The following is an 18,012-nucleotide window of genomic DNA, read 5'->3' as shown; positions in this document are numbered from 1 at the left end:
CCGCTCCCCCGCTCCCTCCCAGCAAGGACGACCACCGGTGACCACCCACCGCCTCCACCTCCCCGCCGGGACCGCGGCCCGGGGGCCGTACGCCCTGGACATCGACCCCGCGGCGGCCGGATGGAGCCGTTCCGCACTCCGCGTCCTCGACCTGCCGCCCGGCGGGGAGCACACCTTCGACAGCGCGGATGCCGAATGGGTGGTGCTTCCCCTCGCCGGGGGCGGTACCGTGCGCGTCGACGGGGAATTCTTCGAACTCGTGGGCCGCGCAAGCGTGTTCGACTCCGTGACGGACTTCGTCTACGTACCGCGCGACGCCCACGCCCAGATCGCCTCCGGCGCGGGAGGCCGCTTCGCTTTGGCAGGAGCGAACTGCGAGCGACGACTCCCCGCCCGCTACGGCCCCGCGCCGGAGGTTCCCGTCGAGGACCGCGGCAGCGGCGACCGCGCCCGCCGGGTGCGGAACTTCGCCTCCGCCGACGCCTTCCCCTGCGACCGGCTCATCGCCGTCGAGGTCGTCACCCCCGGCGGCCACTGGTCCTCCTACCCGCCGCACAAGCACGACGAGCACCGCCCCGGGACCGAGTCCGTCCTGGAGGAGATCTACTACTACGAGATCGAGGACCCGCGCGGCTACGCCTACCAGCGGATCTCGCCCTCGCGGCCCGGCGGCGCCGACCTCCTGGCCGAGGTCCGCCACGGCGACGCCGTCCTCGTCCCCGACGGCTGGCACGGCCCCTCGATCGCCCAGCCCGGCCACGACCTCTACTACCTCAACGTCATGGCCGGACCCGGCCCCGCACGGGAGTGGCGGATCAGCTTCCACCCCGACCACACGGAGGGATACGCGTGAGCGTCCGCCTGACCGTCGCCCAGGCGCTGGTGCGCTTCCTGGCCGCCCAGTACACCGAGCGGGACGGCGCCCGGCACCGGCTGATCGCCGCCACCTGGGGCATCTTCGGCCACGGCAACGTCGCCGGGATCGGCCAGGCGCTCGTCGAGCACGCCGACGCCATGCCCTTCCACCAGGGCCGCAACGAACAGGCCATGGTGCACGCCGCCGTCGGCCACGCCCGCCAGACCGGCCGGCTCTCCGCCCACGCCGTCACCACCTCCATCGGCCCCGGCGCCACCAACCTCGTCACCGGCGCCGCCCTCGCCACGATCAACCACCTCCCGGTCCTGCTGCTCCCCGGCGACACCTTCGCGACCCGCCCCGCCGACCCCGTCCTCCAGCAGCTCCAGCTCCCGTACGCCGGCGACGTCTCCGTCAACGACTGCCTCCGCCCCGTCTCCCGCTACTTCGACCGGATCGGCCGCCCCGAGGCCCTGATCCCGGCCGCCCTCGAAGCCATGCGGACCCTCGCCGACCCGGCGGCCACCGGCGCCGTCACCCTCGCCCTCCCGCAGGACGTGCAGGCGGAGGCGTACGACTGGCCGGAGGAGTTCCTCGCCGAGCGGATCTGGCGGATCCGCCGCCCCGCGCCCGACGAGGCCGAACTGGACGCGGCCGTCGCGGCGCTCGACGGCGCCGCCCGCCCGCTGATCGTCGCGGGCGGCGGCGTCCGGCACAGCGGGGCCGAGGAGGCGCTCGCCACCTTCGCCTCGCTGACCGGCATCCCGGTCGCCTCCACCCAGGCCGGCAAGGGGGCGCTGCCCCACGACCACCCCCAGGACGTCGGGGCCGTCGGCCACACCGGCACCGCGGCCGCGAACCACCTGGCCCGCACCGCCGACGTCGTCCTCGGCATCGGCACCCGCTGGACCGACTTCACCACCGCCTCCGCCACCCTCTTCACCCACCCCGCCGTCCGCTTCGTCAACCTCAACATCGCCGCCTTCGACGCCCACAAACAGGCCGCGCTGCCCCTCGTCGCGGACGCCCGCGAGGGCCTGGAGCAGCTCCACGCCCTCCTCGACCCGCACCACGTCCCCGCCCCCTACGTCCACGAGTACGCCGAGGAGAAGCTCCGCTGGGAGGCCCGCGTCACCGCCGCCTACGCCGTCCCGGACGAGACCGCCCGCCCCACCCAGGTCCAGGTGCTCGGCGCACTCGACACCCTGGTGGACCACACCGACATCCTGATCAACGCCGCCGGATCGCTCCCCGGCGACCTCCACAAGCTCTGGCGGACCCGCTCCCGCGACCAGTACCACGTCGAGTACGGCTACTCCTGCATGGGCTACGAGATCCCCGCCGCCCTCGGCGTCCTCCTCGCCGCACCCGGCCGGCCCGTCTGGGCGCTCGTCGGGGACGGGACGTATCTGATGAATCCCACCGAGATCGTCACCGCCGTGCAGGAGCGGCTCCCGCTCAGGCTGATCGTCCTCCAGAACCACGGGTACGCCTCCATCGGCGGCCTCTCCGAGGCGGTCGGCGCCGAGCGGTACGGCACCGACTACCGCCTGCGGGACGCCGGCGGAGGCTTCACCGGCCCCCCGCTCCCCGTCGACCTCGGAGCCAACGCGGCGTCCCTCGGGATGCGGGTGCTGCGCCCCCGTACCGTCCGTGACCTGCGGGAAGCCCTCGCCGACGCCCGGGCCGCCACGGATCCCACATGTGTCTACGTCGAGACCGAAACGGCAGACAGTGTGTCGGGCCCGCCTCCGGCCCAGGCGTGGTGGGATGTGCCCGTGGCCGAGATCTCGACCCGCCCGTCGGCGGTCAAGGCCCGCGAGGAGTACGACCGGCACGTCACCGCCCGACGCCGCCATCTCTGAAGGAGTAACTCGTCATGACGAAGAGCGTCCACCACTGGATCGCTGGCAAGACCGTCGAGGGCACGTCGGGCAACTGGGGCCCGGTCACCGACCCGGCCACCGGCGCCGTCACCACCCAGGTCGCCCTCGCCTCGGTGGAGGAGGTCGACGCGGCCGTCGCCGCCGCGAAGGACGCCTTCGCCACCTGGGGCACCTCCTCGCTGGCCCAGCGCACCACGATCCTCTTCAAGTTCCGCGCGCTGCTCGACGCCAACCGCGACGCCATCGCCGAGCTGATCGTCGCCGAGCACGGCAAGGTCCACTCCGACGCCCTCGGCGAGGTCGCCCGCGGCCTGGAGATCGTCGACCTGGCCTGCGGCATCACCACCCAGCTCAAGGGCGAGCTGTCCACCCAGGTGTCGAACCGCGTGGACGTCGCCTCGATCCGCCAGCCGGTCGGTGTCGTCGCCGGCATCACGCCCTTCAACTTCCCGGCCATGGTGCCGATGTGGATGTTCCCGATCGCCATCGCGACCGGCAACACCTTCGTCCTCAAGCCGAGCGAGAAGGACCCGTCGGCCTCCCTCAAGATCGCCGAGCTGCTCGCCGAGGCCGGCCTGCCGGACGGCGTCTTCAACGTCCTGCACGGCGACAAGGTGGCCGTCGACCGCCTCCTGGAGCACCCGGACGTCGCCGCGATCTCCTTCGTCGGCTCGACCCCGATCGCCCGGTACATCCACACCACCGCCTCCGCCAACGGCAAGCGCGTCCAGGCGCTCGGCGGCGCCAAGAACCACATGCTGGTCCTCCCGGACGCCGACCTCGACGCCGCGGCCGACGCCGCCGTCTCCGCCGCGTACGGCTCCGCCGGCGAGCGCTGCATGGCGATCTCCGCGGTCGTGGCCGTCGGCTCCGTCGGCGACGAGCTCGTCGAGAAGATCCGCGAGCGCGCCGAGAAGATCAAGATCGGCCCCGGCACCGACCCGACCTCCGAGATGGGCCCGCTCATCACGGCCGTCCACCGCGACAAGGTCGCCTCCTACGTGCACGGCGCCGAGGCCGAGGGCTGCCAGGTCGTCCTCGACGGCACCGGCTACACGGTCGAGGGCCACGAGAACGGCCACTGGATCGGCCTCTCCCTCCTGGACCACGTGCCGACCACGGCCAAGGCGTACCAGGACGAGATCTTCGGCCCGGTCCTCTGCGTGCTGCGCGCCGAGACGTACGAGGAGGGCCTCGCCCTCATCAACGCCTCGCCGTTCGGCAACGGCACCGCGATCTTCACCCGCGACGGCGGCGCCGCCCGCCGCTTCCAGCTGGAGGTCGAGGCCGGCATGGTCGGCGTCAACGTGCCGATCCCGGTGCCGGTGGGCTACCACTCCTTCGGTGGCTGGAAGGACTCGCTCTTCGGCGACCACCACATCTACGGCAACGACGGCGTGCACTTCTACACCCGCGGCAAGGTCGTCACCACCCGCTGGCCCGACCCGGCCGACGCCCCCACCGGCGTGGACCTGGGCTTCCCGCGCAACCACTGACCGACGCCAGGCCGTGGGACGGCCCCCGGGGTGCGTGCCGCCGCACCCCGGGGGCCGTTTGCCCGTGTGCCGGGCGGGTCCCGGCACAGCGTGGCCCCGCCGCCCGGGCGGCACAAGGGCGGGGTTCGGCCGTTCCCGCGCACCCCGTGCCCTCCCGGTCCCGCCGGGCGTCAGGGCGCCGCCCGGCCCCGCACCCCGGGTCCCCTCGCGGTACCGCCGTCGCCGTCGCCGTCCCCGTCCCCGTCGCCGAAGGACCAGGCGCGGATCGCGCACACGCCCTCGTCGGCCGCGCCCGCCGAGCGGTACGTGGCGAGCGCCGGTCCGTTGTCCGTGTCCACCGGCACCCACGCGCCCGCGCAGCCCCGCTCCCGGGCGGCCGCCAGCAGCGCCTCCGTCAGCGCCCGGCCCAGCCCCCGCCGCCGGTACGCCTCGTCGACGCCCAGCTCGTACAGGCACAGCTCGGCGCCCTTGTCCGGATGGACCATCTCGATCCCCGTCACGAACCCGGCGGGGGAGCCGTCCGCCGCGTACGCGATCAGCATCAGGTGCCCGGAGGAGGCGAGGAAACGCTCCGCCCACTCCGCCCGCGCCGGGCCGTCGTACAGGTGCTCCGCCGCCAGCAGTTCGGCCACCGTCCCGGCCCGCCGGATCTCGAACCCGTCCGCCACCCACGCCTCCTCCGCCACGGCCGCCCGGCCGCCGGCGTACCGCGACCGCTGTACGCGGACCGTACTGCGTACGACTCCAGGAGGCCGTGGATTTCCGTCCCCGGGGCGCCGTCCGCACCCGGGCGGTCCGCCTAGGCTCGGGGGCATGCGACTCCGACTTCCCCGGTGGGCCGCGGTCACCGCCGTCCTCACCGTCCTCGCGGGCGCCGGCACCTGGACCGCCGTCGCCCAGGACGAACCCCCGCCCGTCCAGCGCGAGGACCGGGCCCTCGACCTCGACGGGGTGCGGATCGACACCTCGTACTTCACCGGCGCCGGGTCCGGCCGCCGCCCCGCCGTCCTGCTCGCGCACGGCTTCGGCGGCTCCAAGGACGACGTCCGCCCGCAGGCCGAGGAGCTGGCCCGCGACGGCTACGCCGTCCTCACCTGGTCCGCCCGCGGCTTCGGCGCCTCCGGCGGGAAGATCGGCCTCAACGACCCCGACCACGAGGTGAAGGACGTCAGGAAGCTCGTCGACTGGCTCGCCGCCCGCCCCGAGGTCCTCCTCGACACGGCCGGCGACCCGCGGGTCGGCGTCACCGGCGCCTCCTACGGCGGCGCGATCTCCCTCCTCGCGGCCGGCCACGACCCCCGCGTCGACGCCATCGCCCCGCAGATCACCTACTGGAACCTCGCCGACGCCCTGCTCCCCGAGGGCGTCTACAAGAAGCTGTGGGCCGGCATCCTCTTCTCCATGGGCACCGACGCCCGCGGCGACGCCTGCGGCCGCTTCGCCCCCGAGGTCTGCGCCCTGAAGGAACGCATCGCCGTCTCCGGCCGGCCCGACGCAGCCGCCCGCGCCCTCCTGGAGTCCCGCAGCCCCTCCGCCGTCGGCGACCGCATCAAGGTCCCCACCCTCATCGTCCAGGGCCAGACCGACTCCCTCTTCACCCTCGACCAGTCCGACGCGATGGCACGCGCCCTCACCGCCAACGGCGCCCCCGTCGCCGTGGACTGGACGGCCGGCGGCCACGACGGCGGCGACCGCGAGGCCGGCCGCGTCGAGGACCGCGTCGGCGCCTGGTTCGACCGCTGGCTGAAGCGGGACACCTCCGTCGACACCGGCCCCGCCTTCCGGGTCAGCCGCACCGGCGGCGTCGACTCCACCGACGGCCGCGCCACCCTCCGCGCCGCCACCGCCGACCGCTACCCGGGCCTGCGCGCGGACACCCGCGAACTCGCCCTCGCCGGACCGGCGCAGCGCTTCACCAACCCGGCCGGCGGCGCCCCGCCCGCCGTCTCCTCCGTGCCCGGCCTCGGCGGCGGCCTCGGCGGGCTCTCCACCTCCCTCGGCGTCGGCCTCGCCCTCGACTTCCCCGGCCAGCACGCCCGCTTCGACGCCGCCCCGCAGACCGCGCCGCTCCGCGTCACCGGCACCCCGACCGTCCGGGCCAAGGTCACCTCCACCGCCGCCGACGGCTCCGCCGTCCTCTTCGCCAAGCTGTACGACGTCGGGCCCGACGGGCGGCAGCAGGTGCTGCCCGCCCAGCTCGTCGCCCCGGTCCGCGTCGAGGACGCCGCGAAGGGCAGGTCCGTCACCCTCACCCTCCCCGCGATCGACCACGAGGTGGAGGCCGGCCACCGGCTGCGGCTCGTCGTCTCGGCCACCGACCTCGGCTACGCCTCCCCGGCCACCACCGCCGGCTACACCGTCGCCGTCGAGGGCCCCCTCACCGTGCCCACCGCGCCGGCCGTCACCACCCAGGCCGCCGGCCTGCCCTGGTGGGTCTGGGGCCTGCCCCTGGCCGGCCTCGCCGTCGCCGCCGTCCTCCTGCTGACCGCCCGCCGCCGCACGGCCAGCCCGGCCCCGGACCCGGCGCTCGCCTCCGTGCCCCTCCAGATCAGCGGCCTGTCGAAGAAGTACAAGGGCGGCGAGCGGTACTCCGTCCGCGACCTCTCCTTCCGCGTCGAGCAGGGCCAGGTCCTCGGCCTCCTCGGCCCCAACGGGGCCGGGAAGACCACCACCCTGCGCATGCTCATGGGCCTGATCACCCCCGACGAGGGCGAGATCCGCGTCTTCGGCCAGGCCATCCGCCCCGGCGCGCCGGTCCTCTCCCGGGTCGGCTCCTTCGTCGAGGGCGCCGGCTTCCTGCCGCACCTCACCGGCCGGGAGAACCTGGAGCTGTACTGGAAGGCCACCGGCCGCCCCGCCGAGGACGCCCACCTCGACGAGGCCCTGCGCATCGCCAACCTGGGCGGCGCCCTCGAACGGGCCGTCCGCACCTACTCCCAGGGCATGCGGCAGCGCCTCGCCATCGCCCAGGCCATGCTCGGCCTGCCCGACCTCCTCATCCTCGACGAACCCACCAACGGCCTCGACCCGCCGCAGATCCGCGAGATGCGGGAGGTGATGATCCGGTACGCCGCGGGCGGCCGCACCGTCATCGTCTCCAGCCACCTCCTCGCCGAGGTCGAGCAGTCCTGCACCCATCTCGTCGTCATGGACCGCGGGCAGCTCGTCCAGGCCGGGCCGGTCGCCGAGATCACCGGCGCCGGCGACACCCTCCTCGTCACCCTGGGCGCGCCGGTCACCGACGCGCTCGTCGAGAAGGTCGCCGCGCTGCCCGGCGTCGGCTCCGCGGTCCGCGCCGAGGACGGCCTCCTGGTCCGCCTCGACAGCGGCGACGGCACCCCCGACGGCACCCCCGACAGCACCCCCGACGGCACCGGCACCCCCGGCGCCGGCGCGACCGCGCTGATCGGCGAACTCGTCCGCCTGGACGTCCCGCTGACCGGGGTCGGCCCGCACCGACGCCTGGAGGACGCCTTCCTGACCCTGATCGGAGGATCCGCATGACCGCCACGGCCACCGGACCCGGCCCCGAGGCCCTGGCCCCCGGCTACCGCCCCGGGCGCACCCTGCCGCTGCGCGTCGAGGCCCTGCGCCAGTGGAAGCGCCGCCGCACCCTGGTGATGGCCGGGGTGATCGCCGCCCTGCCCTTCGTCCTGATCGTCGCCTTCGCGATCGGCGGGCCCGACGGCGACGACCGCGGCGGCCGGATCACCCTCATCGACACGGCGACCGCCTCGGGCGCCAACTTCGCGGCGACCTGCCTCTTCGTCTCGGCCGGTTTCCTCCTCGTCATCCCCGTGGCGCTCTTCTGCGGCGACACCGTCGCCTCCGAGGCCGGCTGGTCCTCGCTCCGCTACCTCCTCGCGGCGCCCGTACCGCGCTCCCGGCTGCTCGCCGCCAAGCTGGCGGTCGCGCTCGGCTACAGCACCGCGGCGCTCTTCCTCCTCCCGCTGCTCGCCCTCGCCGCCGGCACGGTCGCCTACGGCTGGGGACCGCTCCAGCTGCCCACCGGCGGTTCTCTCCCGGCGGGGGAGGCCGTCCTCCGGCTGCTGATCGCCACCTCCTTCGTCCTCGTCTCCCAACTGGTCACGGCGGGACTCGCCTTCTGGCTCTCGACGCGCACCGACGCCCCGCTCGGCGCGGTCGGCGGAGCCGTCGGCCTGACCATCGTCGGCAATGTGCTGGACGCGGTCACGGCGCTCGGCGACTGGCGCGACTTCCTGCCCGCGCACTGGCAGTTCGCCTGGATCGACGCCCTTCAGCCCCGGCTGGAATGGGGCGGCATGGCCCAGGGTGCGGCGATCTCCGTCACCTACGCCCTGGTCCTCTTCGCCCTCGCCTTCCGGGGCTTCGCCCGCAAGGACATCGTGTCCTGACACCGGGGCGACCGGGCCTCACAGCCACCCCCTCCGAGCCGCTTCCGCGCCCGCGCGGAAGCGGCTCGTCGTCCCCAGGGCCGCCATCAGCTCGCCGACCCGCCGGCTGTACGTCCGCGCCGACATCCCGAGCCGGGCCGCCGCCGCCTCGTCCGTCAGCCCCGACAGCAGGGCCTCCAGGACCGGCCGCAGCTGCTCCGGCGCCCCGCCCGGAGGCCGCGGCGCCGGGATGTGACCCAGCTCCTCGGCCGCCGCCCAGCAGACGTGATGGATCCGCACCAGGGCCTGCACCACCACCGGGTCCCGGATGAGCAACAGCCCGTTGTACAACAGCTCCAGATCGAGCGGGACCGCCGCCACCGTCCGGTCCACCACGATCAGCTTGAACGGGATCGCGTCGGCGAACCGTGCCCGCCCGGGTATCCGCGGTCCCTCCTCCAGCCGGGGCAGCGCGTGCCGGGGCACGATCCGCCGCACCTCCCCGGCCCGCTCCGCCGCCGCGCGCATGCACGCTCCCGCCAGCTGCAGGAACGGCTCGGGGATCGCGCGGTCCGCCGAGGCCACCGGATCGTCGAAGGTCAGCAGCTCGTGCCGGGTCGAGGCGGCCAGCCCGGCGAGCGCCGCGCTGATGCGCCGCGCCCCCCGGACCGGGCGCCCCGCCGGCCGCTGTCCCTCGGTCGCGGCCCGGTTCATCGCCGAACGGGCGAGCACCACGGAGCCCGCGCTCTCTGCCACCGCTGACCACCCCCGCCCGATCGATGTCCACTCCATGTACTCATGTGACTGCATACGGTGACAACCCCTGTGGACAAACCTGGCGTCTCCCTGCCATCCCTCCCCGTTCCGCCCCCTGTTGCCACATCGAGATCCATCCGCAACACCTTCGCGGGGTCCGCGCACGCCTCCCGTTCGTCACAGTCGCAGAAGCCGGACGCGGCCCCGCCGCGCCGCAGGTGTCCCGCGCCCGGCACAAGGTCCTTACAGAAACGGGGAGTTGCCCATGAACCGTGCTCACAGGAGAAGCGGCGTCCTCGCCGCGGCGCTTGCCGCCGGCCTCCTCCTCGGCGGCTGCGCAGGCGGGGTGAAGGAGGCCGCGAGCGACCACGAGAAGGCCGCGCCGTACGTCCCCGACGGCGGCCGCACCGCCGCGCCCGCCCCCTCGGCCCCGTCCGAGGGCCAGGCCACGGACGCGGCCGAGGGCGAGCTGCGGGCCCCCACCCGCACCCCCGACTACCTCTCCACCTTCGCCCTCGACGTCGACACCGCCTCGTACGGCTACGCCCGCCGCACGCTCGCCGAGGGCCGGCTGCCCGACCCCGCCACCGTGCGGCCCGAGGAGTTCGTCAACAGCTTCCGCCCGGACTATCCGCGCCCCGCCGATGACGGCTTCAGCGTCACCGTCGACGGCGCCGCCACCGGGGCCGAGGGCTGGTCGCTGGTCCGGGTCGGCCTTGCCACCCGGGGCGCGGACCGGGCGGGCGAACGCCCGCCCGCCGCCCTCACCTTCGTCGTCGACGTCTCCGGCTCGATGCGCGAGCCCGGCCGCCTCGACCTCGTCCAGCACTCCCTGCGGCTCGCCGCCGACGAGCTCCGCGACGACGACTCGGTCGCCCTGGTCGCCTTCAGCGACGAGGCCGAGACCCTGCTGCCGATGACCCGGCTCGGCGAGGCCCGCGACCGCGTCCGCGAGGCCGTCGACTCGCTCGCCGTCCGCTCCTCCACCAACCTGGAGGCGGGGCTGCGCACCGGCTACGACGTGGCGTCCGAAGGCCGGCGGGACGGCGCCACGAACCGGGTCGTGCTGCTCTCCGACGCCCTCGCCAACTCCGGCGAGACGGCCGCCGACGCCCTCCTCGGCCGCATCGACGAGCAGCGCAGGGAGCACGGCATCACCCTCTTCGGGGTCGGTGTCGGCAGCGACTACGGCGACGAGCTGATGGAGCGGCTCGCCGACAAGGGGGACGGCCAGACCGCGTACGTCTCCACCCGGGAGCAGGCCCGCAAGGTCTTCGTCGACCAGCTGCCCGCCCAGGTCGAGCTGCGCGCCCGGGACGCCAAGGCGCAGGTCGCCTTCGACCGGGAGACCGTGGAGCGGTTCCGGCTGATCGGCTACGAGAACCGCGAGGTCGCCGACGAGGACTTCCGCAACGACCGGGCGGACGGCGGCGAGGTCGGCGCCGGACACACGGTCACCGCCCTGTACGCGGTGCGGACCCGGCCCGGCGCGAGCGGCCGGATCGCCACCGCCACCGTCCGCTGGCTCGACCCCGACTCCCGCTCCCCGCAGGAGCGTTCGGGGACGGTCGAGGCCGCCGCGCTCCGCGCCGGGCTCTGGGACTCCGGCCACGACAGCCTGCAGCTCTCCGCGATCTCCGCCTACTTCGCCGAGCGGCTGCGCGGCGGCTCGCTCCCGGGCGCCCCGCGCCTGGGCGAACTGGCCGCCCACGCCGACGGCATCCGGGGGCGGTCCGGCTCGGCGGTGGTCGGCGAGCTGGCCGAGGCGGTGCGGCAGGCGGACCGGCTGCTCGGGGAAGAGCCCGTGGAAGAGCCCGTGGAAGAGGGGGAGTTCACCTCCTCCGACCCGTACGCCTGACGCCCCGGGCCCCTTTCCCGCGCGCGCGGGAAAGGGGCCCGGAAGGGAACGGGCGACTCCGCCGCGGGGGCGGCATCATGACCCCATGGCCACCCTGCTGCTCGCCCTCGCCGTCGGAAGCACCGGCCTCTACGCCGGATTCCTGCTCATCTTCCTCACCGGGATCATGCCCGCCCTGGGCCGCCTCACGGACGCCGCGTTCGTCACCGCGATGCGCCGGGTGAACGAGGCGGTTCCCCGGGCGGTCTTCATGACCGTCTTCGCCGCGGTCGCCGTCCTCCCCCTCGCCGCCTATCTGGTGCCGGCGGACGACCGGACCGGCGCGCAGCGCTGGCTGGTCCTCGCCGGCTTCGTCTGCGCGGTCCTCAACCACCTGGTCACCGTCGTCGGCAACGTCCCCCTCAACACCGCGCTCGCCGCCGCCGAGGGTCCCGGCGAGGACCCGGCCGCCTCGCGCGCCGCCTTCGAGGGGCGCTGGAACGCCTACCACCGGGTCCGTACGGCCCTCGTCGTGGCGGCCTTCGGCCTGCTCACGGCCGCCGCCGTCGGCTGACTCCGACCCCCTCCGGCCCGGCGGTGAAACAGACCGTCGGGTCGGCTTGTCCTCCCGCGTGGCGCGATCTCGTCGAAGATCGGCTTCCGCGCATCCACAGGGACCCTTCAAAACCAAACTACCAAGTCCGAAACATGCTGCTGGCACACATCGACTTCTGGCCTCTGGCGAGAACCCGCCTCACTTATATCCCTACAAAGGGGGTGAATCACCCCGATTTCATGGATCCGGATTCCGTACCTTCCGGTTTCTTATTGACATGACCAGGGGGGTCTTTTTTTAATCAACCCGAGGATCCGCGTGCGCAGACACCGAGGGGGCATAGTGGACGTCCACATCCTGGGGGGACTGTCGGTCCGCGAGGGCGGGGTTTCGATCACCCCGACCGCGGCCGCGCCACGCCAGGTGCTCGCCCTGCTCACCGCCTTCGCCGGCCAGGTCGTCCCCGTCACCGTCCTCACCGAGGAGCTCTGGCCGTCCGGCGCCCCGCGCGGAGCGCGCACCGAACTCGCGACCCACATAGCCGAGCTGCGCGCGCTCATCGCCCGCGCCCTGCACGAGTCCGAGGACGGCGACGCGCCCGGAGGCTGGAGCGAGCACCGCACCGCCGACGCGGTCCTCGTCTCGCTCCCCGGCGGCTACCGGCTCGACACCGGCGTCGGCGTCCACGACATCGGCCAGTTCGAGCGCGCCGCCGGCGCCGGCTACCGCGCCATGGACTCCGGAGACCTGACCCGCGCCTCGCTGCGGCTCGGCGAGGCCCTCGCCCTCTGGCGCGGCGAGCCCTACGCGGGCGTGGCCGCCGGCCCCTGCCTCCGCCGCGAGATCGAACGCCTGGAGACCGCCCGCCTCAGCGTCCTCGACCAGTGGGTCGAGGCCCAGCTCGGCCTCGGCCGGCACGAGGAGATCCTCTCCGAGCTCCCCGGACTCGCCGCCCGCTACGCCACCAACGAGCCGCTCCAGGCCCACCTCATGGTCGCCCTGCTCCGCTGCGGCCGCCACGAGGAGGCCCTCGCCGTCTACGAGCGGCTGCGCACGGTCCTCCACCGCGACACCGGCATGGAGCCCTCCGCGCGGCTCCGCCGGCTCCAGCACTCGGTCCTCGCCGTCCGCCACACGCGCGTGGGCACCGGGACCGGCGGCTCGTCGCCGCACCCCGCCGACGCCGTCTTCGGCCACGGCCACGGCTACCCGCCCGGCGCGGCGGCCCCCGCCCGCGCCGACACGACGCCGGTCGTCACCTGGTACGGGCCCGCCCTCCCGCGCGTCCCCGTCCAGCACCAGCCCGTCCGCGCCGACGCCGCCACGAAGGGCGTGGCCGTGCCCGTCTGACGGAATGTCGGCCGGGCCATCGGGGGGAACCGGGACCATCGGGAACGAAGTGCCGCACGTCACCGTTGACCCACTCCCGGGACCGAATTAGTTTCGGCCGCGAGGACGGGTTTCCTCCGAGGTGCCCGATTTAAGCTCGACGACGGGGGTGGGGGCCATGGACACGCACGGCGCGGACGCGGACGCGGGTGCCGACACGCTGCTCGCGGTCCTGGAGCTGCTCGCCGGACAGGGCCTGCCCGGCCAGTTCGAGACCCTCCTCGACGAGGCCCGCATCGCCGGACTCGACGAGGCGGGACTCGGGCGGCTGGAGCGGGCCGTCGCCCTCGCCCGCACCCTCCACGCCGACCGCGCCGCCGACCGCGCCCGGGCCGACCACAGCGGCGCCTCCCTCGCCGTCCTCACCGACACCGCCCGCGATCTGACGCTCAGCTACGACCTGGACGGACTCCTCCGGATCGTCACCCGCCGCGCCCGCCGCCTCCTCGGCCTCGACATGGCGTACGTGACCCTGCGCGGCCCCCAGGGCGCCTGCTACATCCGCATCACCGAGGGCTCCCGCACCGGCGGCGACAGCGGCGGCACCGGCGGACCCGGACTCAGCGTGGGACTGCGGATCGGCGCGGGCAACTGCCTCGGCGGCGTCGTCCAGCGCACCGGCGAACCCGTCTGGACCCCCGACTACCCGGCCGACGAGCGGTTCACCAACGGCGAGGCGCCCGACCCGGCCGCCGCCCTCGACGACGCCGAGGTCGTCGACCCCGGCGACGAGGCCGTCCGCGCCGAGGGACTGCGCGCCATCGTCGCCGTGCCGCTGCGCAGCGGCGACTCCGTCATCGGCGCCCTCTTCGGCGCCGACCGCCGGGTCCGCGAGCACACCCCCCAGGAGATCGCCCTCCTCGGCGCCCTCGCCGACCTGGCCGCCCTCGCCGTCGAGAAGGCCGGACTCCTCGACCGCACCCGCGCCGAACTCCTCGAACTGGAACGGGACAGCGCGCGCGTGCGCACCAGCCTCACCCGGATGCGGCACGTCAGCGAGGCCCACGGCCGGATCATGAACCTGGTCCTCGCCGGCGGCGACCTCCCGCACGTCGCCAAGGCCGCGGGCGACGCCCTCGACGCCACCGTGATGGTCTGCGACCCCGGCGGCCGCCGCCTCGCCGCCAGCGGCGACTTCCCCGGCCTCGACGAGGACGCCGTCGCCAAGGCGTCCCTCGACGCCCACGCGCTGCGCCGGCCCGTCCTCGCCGCCGACGCCGTCTGGGTCGCCCCCGTCATCGCCGGCTCCGAGGACCTCGGCGGCCTGGTGGTCCGCGCCGAGGGCGGCCTCACCGAGGAGGACGAACGGCTCCTCGAACTCGTCGCCCAGTCCGTCGCCCTGCTCCTCCTGATGCAGCGCTCCACCGCCGTCGCCGAGGGGCCCGTCCGCGACGAACTCCTCGACGACCTCATCGCCGACCCGCCGCACGCCCCGCAGCAGAGCGCCCGGCGCGCCCGCCGCCTCGGCGTGGACCTGCGCAAGCCGCACGTCCTCGTGGTCGCCCGGCCGGAAGGCGGCGAGCAGGGCAGGGCGGTGGTCTGGGCGTCCTCGTACGCGTACCGGCTCGCCGGGCTCAAGACCGTGCAGGGCGGCTGCATCGTGCTGCTGCTCCCCGGCGTGGACGCCTCCGCCGCCGCCGCGGCGGTCTCCGAGGAGCTCACCCCGCTCCTCGGCCACCCCGTCTCGGTCGCCGCCGCGGGACCCGGCGGCAGCCCCGACGCCGTCGGACCGCTGTACGCGGAGGCGCTGCGCTGCCTGGACGCGATGAGCGCCCTCGGCGGTACGGGCTCCGCCGCGGCCGTCACCGACCTCGGCTTCCTCGGCATGCTGCTCTCCGACGACCACGACGTGGACGGCTTCGTGGAGAACGCGATCGGGCCCGTCCTCGACTACGACGCCGAGCGGCTCACCGACCTCACCCGCACCCTGGAGGCGTACTTCGCCTCCGGCGCCAGCCCCACCAACGCCGCCGAGGCCCTCCACGTCCACCCCAACACGGTCTCCCGCCGGCTGGAGCGCATCGGCGAACTCCTCGGCCCCGCGTGGCAGAAGCCCGGCCAGGTCCTGGAGGTCCAGCTCGCCCTGCGGCTCCAGCGCACCCGCGAGGTGCTGGCCCGCCGCCGGGCCGCCACCGCCCCCGCCCGCCCGCCGGCGGGACCGGCCGACTGAGCCCTGGCCCCGCGCGCGTGCCCGCGGACGTCCGGCCGGTGCGGCCCGCGGGGACGCCGAGCCCCCGCCCGCGTGCCCCCGCCCACGTGCCCGCGCACACGAGCGGGTGCCCGTCCGCGCGTGCGGACGGGCACCCCGCCCCTGCGGCCCGTTGGGGCGGGCCGGGGGACACGGCCGGACGGGACCCGGCCGGGAAGGAGGTCTCCGGCGCGGCGTCAGCCGGCCGCGCGGCGCGTGCCGTAGCCCGTGCCGTACCCCGCCGCCTCCCACGCCGAGCCGAGCACGGTCGCCGTGTGCGCGGCCGAGGCCAGCGTGATGTGCCGGTGCCAGCCCCGGTACGAGCGGCCCACGAAGTCCCGCAGCCCCGCCTCCTCGCCGACCGCGGCGAAGTCCCGGTCCACCCGCTGCGCCAGCTTCGTCAGCCGCAGCAGCGAACCGACCGTCGCCTGCGTCAGGTCGCTGATCCACACCCGGGCCGGGCCCCGGCGCGGGTCGTCCCACTCGCCGAGCAGCATCAGCGGCCGCATCCGCTCCCCGCCGGGGGAGGGCAGCGCGACCCGGACGGCCGTGGCCAGCGAGGTGCGCGAGGTCCGCGCCCCGCCGACGGTGTCCACCCAGCTCACCGGCCTGCGCAGCCCCTTGAGGGACTCCAGTATCTGCGCGGCCGGCAGCGGGCCCGCGCCGAAGCCGGGCAGCGAGCGGTCCGCGATCGCCAGCCGCGAACCGGCTCCGATCCGCGCCACCACCGGCACCCCGGCGGCGGCGAGCCGGGTCAGCGCCGCCCGGCCCGCGCCGCCCCGTATGTCGAGCAGCACCGGCTTGCGGGTGATGTCGGTCCAGCGGGCGGTGTCGAGGGCCGCGGCGACCGCGCACTCCTCCAGCGTCTCCTCGCCGGCCTCGTCGGGGACCTCCGCGCGGTCGCGCCGCGTGCGGTCCTTCACCCACGGGTCCGGCAGGAACAGCCGCCAGTTGACCGGCGCGCTCAGCTCCTCGCCGGCGAACCACACGCCGAACGCCTGCTGGCCCTGGAAGACCTGGCCGCGCTCCGGGTCGAAGCGCCGGTCCACGCCCACCGAGTGCTCGCCGGCCTTCGGGATCGGCATCGGCCGCACCACCCACGCCTGCGGGTGTCCGCCGCGCTCCAGGAACCGCCCGAGCGAGGCGCGCATCGGCTGCCAGTCCCAGGTGGAGCTGGAGATGAAGTGGTGCAGGCTCTGCTCGGCGGCCGGACCGCCGATCTGCGCGGCGATGTTCCGGATCGACTTGCGGCCCTGCGCGGTCAGCAGCCCGTGCAGGTACTGCTCGGCCTTCAGCCGCTGGTCGCGGCGGGCGAAGCCGGAGAACAGGGCGGTGGACAGCTCGGTGAAGACGTCCTCGCCGGGACGCGGCGCGGCGGCCCGGGGCACGGCGCGCACCCGGGGCCTCGGCACGGTCAGCGGAGCGGCCGCGGCGGCGGTCCCGTACTTGATTGCGACGGATGTACTCACGACACTCCTGCCCGTCCTGCCCGAAGGATGCGCAGCTGCCTTCCGCTGCCCCTCCACCGTCGCCCGGACGCCCCCCTCCCGGCGAGGTGGACCCGGCACCCGTTTCGGCCGCCGGATGGTGGCCGGACCACCGTCCCGCCCCTGACCTGCGCCTCCCCGCCCCTGACCTGCGCTTCGATCGCGCCAGGACAGGGCGTGCGCCCCCTCCGGAACCCCTCCGGGACCCCCGGGTGGTGGTCCGGCCACACCCCCCGACACGCCCCCTTCGGCCGCCCCGACGACCACTTCCGGCCTCCCTCCGGAGGAACTGACAGACTCGCCGGACGGGCTTTGACCCGTCGCGCTCCGTCGCCGGACCATCGCAGAGCGAGGCGACACGGGCGCCCGGTTAATGCCCCAGGCCGGGGACCCCGCCCGTGCGCCTCGCTCCGACGGCCCCCCGTACCCTGGAGCCGTGACGTCGCGCGGTCTGCTGCCGGTCGCCCTGGTGGTCTCCGCCGGGGGCGCGATCGGCGCTGCCGCGCGCTACGGAGCCTCGCTCCTGTGGCCCACCCCGGACGGCCGCTTCCCCTGGACGGTCTTCCTCGTGAACGCCTCCGGCTGCGCCCTGCTGGGCGTCCTCATGGTGCTGCTCACCGAGACCCGCACCGCCCCGAACCCGCTCCTGAGGCCCTTCCTCGGCACCGGCTTCTGCGGCGGCTTCACCACCTTCTCGACGTACGCCCTCGACACCCAGCGGCTCCTCGGCACCGGCCACCCGGCGCGCGGGCTGCTCTACTTCGGCGGGACGCTCGTCACCGCCCTGGCCGCCGTCTGGGCCGGCACCGCCGCCGCGCGGAGCCTCGTCCGGAGCCGGCCGGAGGCCGCGTGAACTGGCTGCTCGTCGTCGCCGGCGCCGCCGTCGGCGCGCCGCTGCGCTGGTACGCGGACCTCGTCGCGAAGGCCCGCTTCGGGCCCGGCTTCCCCTGGGGCACCCTCGCCGTGAACGTCGCCGGTTCCTTCGTCCTCGGCCTGGTGGCGGGCCTGGCCTCGGCGCGGGCGCAGCTGCTCCTGGGCACCGGTCTGTGCGGCGCCCTCACGACGTACTCGACCTTCTCGCACGAGACGCTGAAGCTGTACGAGGACGGCGCGAGGGCCCGCGCCGTCCTCTACGTACTGCTCAGCCTGGCCGCCGGGCTCGGAGCCGTGTGGCTCGGGGTGGCGGCCGGCCGCTGACCGGGTGCC

The 18,012-nt window shown here is 75.2% G+C and carries 14 protein-coding genes; 11 read left to right on the top strand and 3 right to left on the bottom strand.

Annotated elements, in window-relative coordinates:
* The first annotated feature begins 37 nt into the window (after positions 1 to 37).
* The 3 genes from iolB to mmsA are packed head-to-tail and all read left to right on the top strand — an operon-like array spanning position 38 to position 4,238.
* A complete protein-coding gene (gene iolB / locus ACFVU3_RS18865) occupies positions 38 to 853 on the top strand; it encodes a 5-deoxy-glucuronate isomerase (RefSeq protein WP_390067447.1) in 816 nt (271 codons plus the stop codon).
* Positions 850 to 2,721 carry a 3D-(3,5/4)-trihydroxycyclohexane-1,2-dione acylhydrolase (decyclizing) gene (iolD, locus tag ACFVU3_RS18860; protein WP_390067445.1) on the top strand — a complete coding sequence of 624 codons (1,872 nt, stop codon included), beginning with the start codon at positions 850 to 852 and terminating at the stop codon, positions 2,719 to 2,721. Before iolB ends, iolD begins: the two co-directional genes overlap by 4 nt.
* A gap of 14 nt (positions 2,722 to 2,735) precedes the next feature.
* A complete protein-coding gene (mmsA, locus tag ACFVU3_RS18855) occupies positions 2,736 to 4,238 on the top strand; it encodes a CoA-acylating methylmalonate-semialdehyde dehydrogenase (RefSeq protein ID WP_390067443.1) in 1,503 nt (500 codons plus the stop codon).
* A gap of 170 nt (positions 4,239 to 4,408) precedes the next feature.
* Here the strand turns inward: mmsA and ACFVU3_RS18850 are convergent, their stop codons facing one another.
* Positions 4,409 to 4,906, bottom strand: coding sequence for a GNAT family N-acetyltransferase (locus ACFVU3_RS18850; RefSeq protein ID WP_390067442.1), 498 nt, complete (start codon positions 4,904 to 4,906; stop codon positions 4,409 to 4,411).
* A gap of 145 nt (positions 4,907 to 5,051) precedes the next feature.
* Here ACFVU3_RS18850 and ACFVU3_RS18845 point away from each other — a divergent pair, with 145 nt between their 5' ends.
* The gene (locus ACFVU3_RS18845; RefSeq protein WP_390067440.1) at positions 5,052 to 7,742 is read left to right on the top strand and encodes an alpha/beta fold hydrolase; all 2,691 of its coding nucleotides are present in this window, start codon (positions 5,052 to 5,054) and stop codon (positions 7,740 to 7,742) included.
* On the top strand, positions 7,739 to 8,614 hold the full coding sequence (locus ACFVU3_RS18840) for an ABC transporter permease (protein WP_390067438.1): 876 nt from the start codon (positions 7,739 to 7,741) through the stop codon (positions 8,612 to 8,614). Before ACFVU3_RS18845 ends, ACFVU3_RS18840 begins: the two co-directional genes overlap by 4 nt.
* 18 nt (positions 8,615 to 8,632) lie before the next feature.
* Here the strand turns inward: ACFVU3_RS18840 and ACFVU3_RS18835 are convergent, their stop codons facing one another.
* Entirely contained in the window at positions 8,633 to 9,349 is a 717-nt protein-coding gene (locus ACFVU3_RS18835) for a DNA-binding response regulator (protein WP_390067436.1), read from the bottom strand.
* A 265-nt stretch (positions 9,350 to 9,614) separates the two neighbouring features.
* Here ACFVU3_RS18835 and ACFVU3_RS18830 point away from each other — a divergent pair, with 265 nt between their 5' ends.
* From ACFVU3_RS18830 to ACFVU3_RS18815, 4 genes are all read left to right on the top strand, one after another.
* Entirely contained in the window at positions 9,615 to 11,207 is a 1,593-nt protein-coding gene (locus tag ACFVU3_RS18830; protein WP_390067435.1) for a von Willebrand factor type A domain-containing protein, read from the top strand.
* An 85-nt stretch (positions 11,208 to 11,292) separates the two neighbouring features.
* The gene (locus ACFVU3_RS18825) at positions 11,293 to 11,760 is read left to right on the top strand and encodes a DUF1772 domain-containing protein (protein WP_390067433.1); all 468 of its coding nucleotides are present in this window, start codon (positions 11,293 to 11,295) and stop codon (positions 11,758 to 11,760) included.
* Between the two features lie 324 nt (positions 11,761 to 12,084).
* Positions 12,085 to 13,092: a BTAD domain-containing putative transcriptional regulator gene (locus ACFVU3_RS18820; protein WP_390067432.1), complete on the top strand. Its 1,008-nt coding sequence runs from the start codon at positions 12,085 to 12,087 to the stop codon at positions 13,090 to 13,092.
* Between the two features lie 157 nt (positions 13,093 to 13,249).
* Positions 13,250 to 15,301 carry a helix-turn-helix domain-containing protein gene (locus ACFVU3_RS18815; RefSeq protein WP_390067430.1) on the top strand — a complete coding sequence of 684 codons (2,052 nt, stop codon included), beginning with the start codon at positions 13,250 to 13,252 and terminating at the stop codon, positions 15,299 to 15,301.
* 215 nt (positions 15,302 to 15,516) lie between these two features.
* Here ACFVU3_RS18815 and ACFVU3_RS18810 read toward each other — a convergent pair whose 3' ends face one another.
* Complete coding sequence (locus ACFVU3_RS18810; protein WP_390067428.1) at positions 15,517 to 16,788, bottom strand: IS701 family transposase; 1,272 nt, start codon at positions 16,786 to 16,788, stop codon at positions 15,517 to 15,519.
* A gap of 454 nt (positions 16,789 to 17,242) precedes the next feature.
* Here ACFVU3_RS18810 and crcB (ACFVU3_RS18805) point away from each other — a divergent pair, with 454 nt between their 5' ends.
* On the top strand, positions 17,243 to 17,659 hold the full coding sequence (gene crcB / locus ACFVU3_RS18805; RefSeq protein ID WP_390067426.1) for a fluoride efflux transporter CrcB: 417 nt from the start codon (positions 17,243 to 17,245) through the stop codon (positions 17,657 to 17,659).
* Entirely contained in the window at positions 17,656 to 18,003 is a 348-nt protein-coding gene (crcB, locus tag ACFVU3_RS18800) for a fluoride efflux transporter CrcB (RefSeq protein ID WP_390067424.1), read from the top strand. Before crcB (ACFVU3_RS18805) ends, crcB (ACFVU3_RS18800) begins: the two co-directional genes overlap by 4 nt.
* Positions 18,004 to 18,012: the final 9 nt, after the last annotated feature.

It is taken from the genome of Streptomyces sp. NPDC058052, from assembly GCF_042885515.1.
GTDB lineage: Bacteria > Actinomycetota > Actinomycetes > Streptomycetales > Streptomycetaceae > Streptomyces.
The sequence above is the reverse complement of the archived record's forward strand: the minus strand, read 5'-3'. Positions and strand labels throughout refer to the sequence as shown.

What these genes read in the sequence shown, in the direction of transcription:
- mmsA (WP_390067443.1), top strand. Translation starts at nt 2,736, where the DNA reads ATGACGAAGAGCGTCCACCACTGGATCGCTGGCAAGACCGTCGAGGGC.
- ACFVU3_RS18830 (WP_390067435.1), top strand. Translation starts at nt 9,615, where the DNA reads ATGAACCGTGCTCACAGGAGAAGCGGCGTCCTCGCCGCGGCGCTTGCC.
- ACFVU3_RS18825 (WP_390067433.1), top strand. Translation starts at nt 11,293, where the DNA reads ATGGCCACCCTGCTGCTCGCCCTCGCCGTCGGAAGCACCGGCCTCTAC.
- ACFVU3_RS18840 (WP_390067438.1), top strand. Translation starts at nt 7,739, where the DNA reads ATGACCGCCACGGCCACCGGACCCGGCCCCGAGGCCCTGGCCCCCGGC.
- ACFVU3_RS18845 (WP_390067440.1), top strand. Translation starts at nt 5,052, where the DNA reads ATGCGACTCCGACTTCCCCGGTGGGCCGCGGTCACCGCCGTCCTCACC.
- ACFVU3_RS18815 (WP_390067430.1), top strand. Translation starts at nt 13,250, where the DNA reads ATGGACACGCACGGCGCGGACGCGGACGCGGGTGCCGACACGCTGCTC.